The 5,318-nt window shown below is 64.9% G+C and carries 5 protein-coding genes; 3 read left to right on the top strand and 2 right to left on the bottom strand.

Annotated elements, in window-relative coordinates; genetic code table 11:
* The 3 genes from AC3VI7_RS11955 to AC3VI7_RS11945 form a co-directional block, all read left to right on the top strand.
* A partial coding sequence (locus tag AC3VI7_RS11955; protein ID WP_489671228.1) for an ArsR/SmtB family transcription factor occupies window positions 1-671 on the top strand: 671 nt, incomplete at its 5' end.
* Window positions 671-1,909, top strand: a complete 1,239-nt coding sequence (locus tag AC3VI7_RS11950) for an MFS transporter (RefSeq protein WP_489667786.1) — start codon at window positions 671-673, stop codon at window positions 1,907-1,909. The genes AC3VI7_RS11955 and AC3VI7_RS11950, both read left to right, overlap by 1 nt.
* A gap of 10 nt (window positions 1,910-1,919) precedes the next feature.
* Entirely contained in the window at window positions 1,920-2,393 is a 474-nt protein-coding gene (locus AC3VI7_RS11945; protein WP_369420682.1) for a rhodanese-like domain-containing protein, read from the top strand.
* Here AC3VI7_RS11945 and AC3VI7_RS11940 read toward each other — a convergent pair.
* Both AC3VI7_RS11940 and priA read right to left on the bottom strand, forming a co-directional pair.
* Window positions 2,361-3,617: an FAD-dependent monooxygenase gene (locus AC3VI7_RS11940; RefSeq protein ID WP_489667785.1), complete on the bottom strand. Its 1,257-nt coding sequence runs from the start codon at window positions 3,615-3,617 to the stop codon at window positions 2,361-2,363. The genes AC3VI7_RS11945 and AC3VI7_RS11940 overlap by 33 nt on opposite strands.
* A partial coding sequence (priA, locus tag AC3VI7_RS11935; RefSeq protein ID WP_489671564.1) for a replication restart helicase PriA occupies window positions 3,614-5,318 on the bottom strand: 1,705 nt, incomplete at its 5' end. The genes priA and AC3VI7_RS11940, both read right to left, overlap by 4 nt.

Genomic DNA, 5,318 nt, shown 5'->3' with positions numbered 1-5,318 from the left:
TGTTCGAACAAGTCGCCCGCATCGGCAAAGCGGTCGCCAGCCCGAAGCGCTTGGAGCTGCTTGAATTGCTGGCCCAAGGCGAAAAGTCGGTGGAGGTCTTGACCCGTGAGCTCGGCACCGACATCAAGCTCACCAGCGCGCACCTGAAAACCCTCAAAGACGCCCAACTGGTGAGCGTGCGCCGCGAGGGCAAATACATGGTCTATCGCCTCAGCGGGCCGGATGTCGCCCACTTGTGGGTGATGTTGCGGTCGGTGGCCGAGGAGCACTTGCTGGAGCTGCAAGGCGCGCTGGCACAGATGGTGTCCGACCCCGCCCAACTGGCCCACGTGGATCGCCACACGCTGCTTGATCAGGCCCGCCGGGGTGAAATCGTGATGCTGGATGTGCGCCCCGAGACCGAATTCACCACCGCGCACCTGCCCTTTGCACGCTCCATGCCCGTGGCCGACATCGAACGACGCCTCGGTGAGTTGCCGCGCGACAAAACCATCGTCGCCTACTGCCGAGGCCCGTTTTGCCTGTTCGCCGACGAGGCCTTGGCGATCCTGCACCGCCACGGCTTGCAAGCCCGCAAGCTGCAAGACGGCGTGAGCGAATGGGCCGCCGCCGGCTTGCCTATCGCCACTCTCGCCACTCACGCAACCCGTGCAACCTGCGCTGCGCTGTGATGGCCCGGCACCACGGTCTGCACGCCAACGTGGGGCAGATCGGGCATCTGCTTATGCAAGTGCTCTTGGTCGGTATGACCTTGGGGCTGATGCGCACCGTGGTGCCGACGCTGGCTGAAGCGTCGTTGGGCGTGGCGCACGATTCCTTCTTGCTGCTGGGCAGCTTTGTGGTGGCCTTCGGCTTGGTCAAGAGCGTGATGAATTTGATCGCTGGGCGGCTCTCGGAGCGCTGGGGGCGTCAGCGCGTGCTCTTGCTGGGCTGGATCAGCGCCCTGCCCATCCCGCTGGTGCTGGCTTGGGCCCCAAGCTGGGGTTGGATCGTGCTGGCGACCACCCTACTGGGTGTGCATCAGGGCCTGAGCTGGTCGATGACCCAAGCCGCCAAACTCGATCTCAGCATGCCTGAAGAGCGCGGGCTGATCCTCGGTCTGAACGAATTCGCCGGCTACTTCGGCATGGCCTTGGCCGGTGTGATCACAGCGTATGGCGCGGTGGCCTTGGGCGCTCGCGAAGCGTTGCTCGCTTGGGGCAGTGGCGTGATCGGACTCGGCTTGGTTTTGACCCACGGCTGGATCAAGGACACCCGGCCCTGGGTCACCACCTCGGCGGCCACCCCGGTGGTCGCCGACAACTTCAGAGCGGTCTTTGCCAAGGTGTCGTGGCAAGACCGCCGCTTGGCCGCCTTGGCCCAAGCTGGTTTGGTTGAAAAATTTGTCGATGCCTTGGTGTGGGTGATCTATCCGGTTTTTCTGCACCAACAAGGTCTGGCGCTGCCCGACATCGGCTGGGTGATCGGCACCTACGGGGTGGTTTGGGGCGTGGCCCAAGTCTTTACCGGCCGGCTTTCCGACCGCATCGGCCGCCAACGGCCCAACGTCTGGGGCATGCTGATCTGCGGTACCGGGGTGATGCTGATGGTGGTGGTGCATGGCGTCTGGGGCTGGAGCTTGGCCGCCGGCCTCTCCGGTTTCGGCATGGCGCTGCTCTACCCCAATCTGTCGGCCGCTGTGGCCGATCTGGCGGCACCGGCGTGGCGCGGTACGGCCTTGGGCGTTTACCGCTTCTGGCGCGATCTGGGCTACGGTATCGGCGCGCTCGGCTTGGGTCTGGCCGCACATCTCAGCCAGCAGATCGAAGCTGCGTTCGTTTTTGTCGCTCTGTCGATGGCCGTCTCAGCCGCCCTGCTGGCCTACTTTGGCACTGAGAGCCATCCCAAATTCACCCACCCCACCGTTTGAAGGAGACACGATGAACCGCACCCTGAAAAAAACACTGTGTACCGGCCTGAGCTGTGCCGCCCTGCTGTGGACGCTCCCCGGCTTGGCGGCAGACACCAAAGCGATCGCCACGGACGAGATGGAGGCCTATCTCGATTTCGTCGATTACGGCGGCGCGACGATCTCGCCGGAGCAAATTCCACGGGCATCGTGGCCGACCATGCACGTGATCGACGCCCGCGATGCCGGGCAATACGCCAAGGAGCACATTCCGGGCGCGGTGAATCTGGAATGGCGCAAGGTGCTGGCGCAGCGCAGCACGATTCCGAAGGACAAACCGGTGCTGATTTACTGCAACACCGGCAGTCTTTCGGCCCAAGCCGGTTTTGCCCTGCGGGTGGCGGGCTTTGAGAACGTGCGCATCTTGCAAGGCGGCTTCACCGAATGGAAGGCCAAGGGCGGCTTGGAGGCCTCAGCGCCGGCCGAACATCATCTGCCGCGCTAAGCCCGATTTGAACAGCGGCAGGTGCTGTAAACCGGCCAGCGCCAACGAACGCACCGTGGTCAGACCCGGCACTTGCCACGTGAAGCTGCGAGCGAGGAAATCGGTGGTGCCCATCAAAAGCCAACGATCCGGGGCGCGCTCGCGGGCCATCTGACGCAAGGCGGCGTCCACGCCCGCGCTAGTGGGGGCCTTGGCGCACAAGGCGTCCATCAAACTGCGGGCGTCGCGCAGGCCCAGATTCAAGCCTTGCCCGGCCACGGGATGCATGGTTTGCGCGGCGTTGCCGATACGCACGCTGCGCCCTTGCACCAGTTGGCGCTCAGCATTGAGGCCCAAAGCAAAGGACTTGAGCGGTGACAACGCCACCAAGCGGCCCACCTCGGGCGGCAGCAAGTAGCTGAGCACGGTCAGCCGCTGGGCCTCGCTCAGGCTCGCAATATCGTCACCGTCGCGGGCCACGCACCACACCAAAGAGGCGCGACGGGTTTTGTCTCCGGCCCGGGCGGCGGGCAAAGGCAAAGGCAGCAATGCCAGCGGCCCTTGGGGCGTGAAGCGCTCAAACGCGGTGCCCGCCTCGCCACCTTCTAGCGTGACCGTCCCCACCCAAGCCGTCTGGTGATAGTCACGCTGGATAGCACGCCGCGCCTGATCAGCAAACACCCCGCCCTCAGCCACCACGGCCAAGTCAAAGGTTTCGACCACGCCTTGCTCGTCTTCGATCTCGGCGGGCTGGTTAGGTAGCGCTTTGAGAGCGCGTACCTTGGTGCCCCAGCGGGCGATATGGCGCTGCGGCTGGTTGGCACACAAAGCCAGCCAAGCCGCACGCATGGGGGCAACGATGGCACCGTAATGCGCCACCGCACCCAACTGCGCCACGCCTTCTTCACGCGCGTCGATCCACAAACCGGCGTCCCCCCCCAAGCCCAGCAAACTCAAGCCTGGTTGCTGCTGCGAGACATGCACGCGGCGAATCGGCGCGGCCACCTCCCGCACCGCCGACCACAGGCCGAGTCGCTCCAAGATCTGCACGCTGCCAAGCGACAAGGCCAAGGCACGTGGGTCAGCGGACACATCCCGATCCGCAGGCAAAGCGTCGAAGACCGTGATGCGCGCTGCGGGCAGGCGCGCTGAGGCTTCGAGCGCCAAGGCCAAGCCCACGGGTCCAGCGCCGATCACGGCCACGTTCAAAGCAACATGGGGGGTCTTCACATGGGGGATGTTCATATCGATACAGGGTCCACATCCACTGCCCAGCGCAGCACCTTGGGCAAGGTTGCACGCTGTGCTTGCAACACATCCAGCCAAGCGCTGAGAAAGCGCTGCAACACCGCGCGCGAAGACGCCTCAAGCAGCATCTGCGCGCGCTCCACATTCGCCACCCGCTGCACTTGGGCCGGCACCGCAGGGTAAAGCAACAACTCACCCGCCGACAAGGCCGTGCTTTCCAGACCCTCCGCCCGTTCGGTGGCCGCCTGCAAAAAGGCTTGCGCGCTGGCTTGATCACGCGCCTCAACCCGCAGCAGGGCCAGATGGGTGTAGGGCGGCAAGCCGGCGATCTGGCGCTCTTCGAGCTGGCTGCGGGCAAAAGCCACGTAGTCGTGGCGTTGCAAGGCTTGGTAAAGCGGATGGCTGGGGTGCCAAGTCTGGACCCACATTTCGCTGGCCGACGCTTGTTCGGCGTCACGCCCAGCCCGCCCTGCGGCTTGCATCAGCAAGGCAAAGAGCCGCTCAGGCGCGCGGAAATCCTGCGAAAACAGCGCCGCATCGGCGTTCAAAGCGATCACCAAGGTGATGCGCCGAAAGTCGTGGCCCTTGGCCACCATCTGCGTGCCCACCAGCACATCGACATGGCCATCGTGGACTTGGGCAAGCTGCTCTTCCAAGCTGCCCCGGGTGCGGGTGGTGTCGGCGTCGATGCGCGCCATGCGCGCCTCGGGCAAGAGCGCACCGAGTTGTTCTTCGAGCCGTTCCGTGCCCCGCCCCAAGGGCTGGATATCCATGTCGCCGCAATCGGGGCAAGAGCGCATCACCGGCTCGACCGAGCCACAGTGGTGACAACGCAAGGTGCGGTCGATTTTGTGGAACACCCGCCAAGCGCTGCACTGGCTGCACTGGCTTTTCCAGCCGCAGCTTGGGCAATGCAGCACCGGCGCGTAACCCCGACGGTTCAGCAGCACCAAGCTCTGCTCGCCGCGCGCTAGGCATTGCTTCATGCGCTCGATCAGCGGTGGCGCAATCGGCATCTCATAAAGCACGGCACGCCCATGACGGGCCACCACCTCGGCCAAATTAAGCAGCTTGACGGCGGGCAAAGCGCCCGCGCCGATGCGGCTCGGCATGGCCAAGCGCCGATAGCGGCTTTGGGTGCGGCCCTGCACGGCCTCACCTACCGGCTGAGCGTTGAGCCAGGTTTCGAGCGACGGTGTGGCCGAGCCGAGCAGCACCGGCACGCCCTCCAAGCGCCCACGGTAAACCGCCAGATCGCGCGCCGAGTAGCGTGCGCCTTCTTGCTGCTTGTAGGACGGGTCGTGCTCTTCATCGACCACGATCAGCCCAAGCCGTGGCAAGGGCGCAAAGATCGCCAAGCGCGTGCCGAGCACCAAATCAGCATGCCCCAGATGGACCGCCAACCAGTTTTGCAAACGCTGCGCCGGCGTCAGTCCGCTGTGCAAAGCGCGCAGGCGGGAGGCCCCGAAACGCTGGGCAAAGCGCGCTTCGAGCTGCGGCGTGAGGTTGATTTCGGGCACCAACACCAGCACTTGGCGGCCTTGGGCCAGCACCCGTTCGGCCTCACGCAGATAGATTTCGGTCTTGCCGCTGCCGGTCACGCCGTGCAGCAAGGAGGTCACCGGCTCGCCCAAGGCCAGTTGCCTCAGCACCTCGGCTTGCTCAGGGCTCAGGTCGGGGCGAAAAGGTCGGGCATCT

The sequence above is a fragment of the Leptothrix toolikensis (SeqCode) genome, from assembly GCF_057922285.1.
This window is presented reverse-complemented; position numbering and strand designations above follow the sequence as displayed.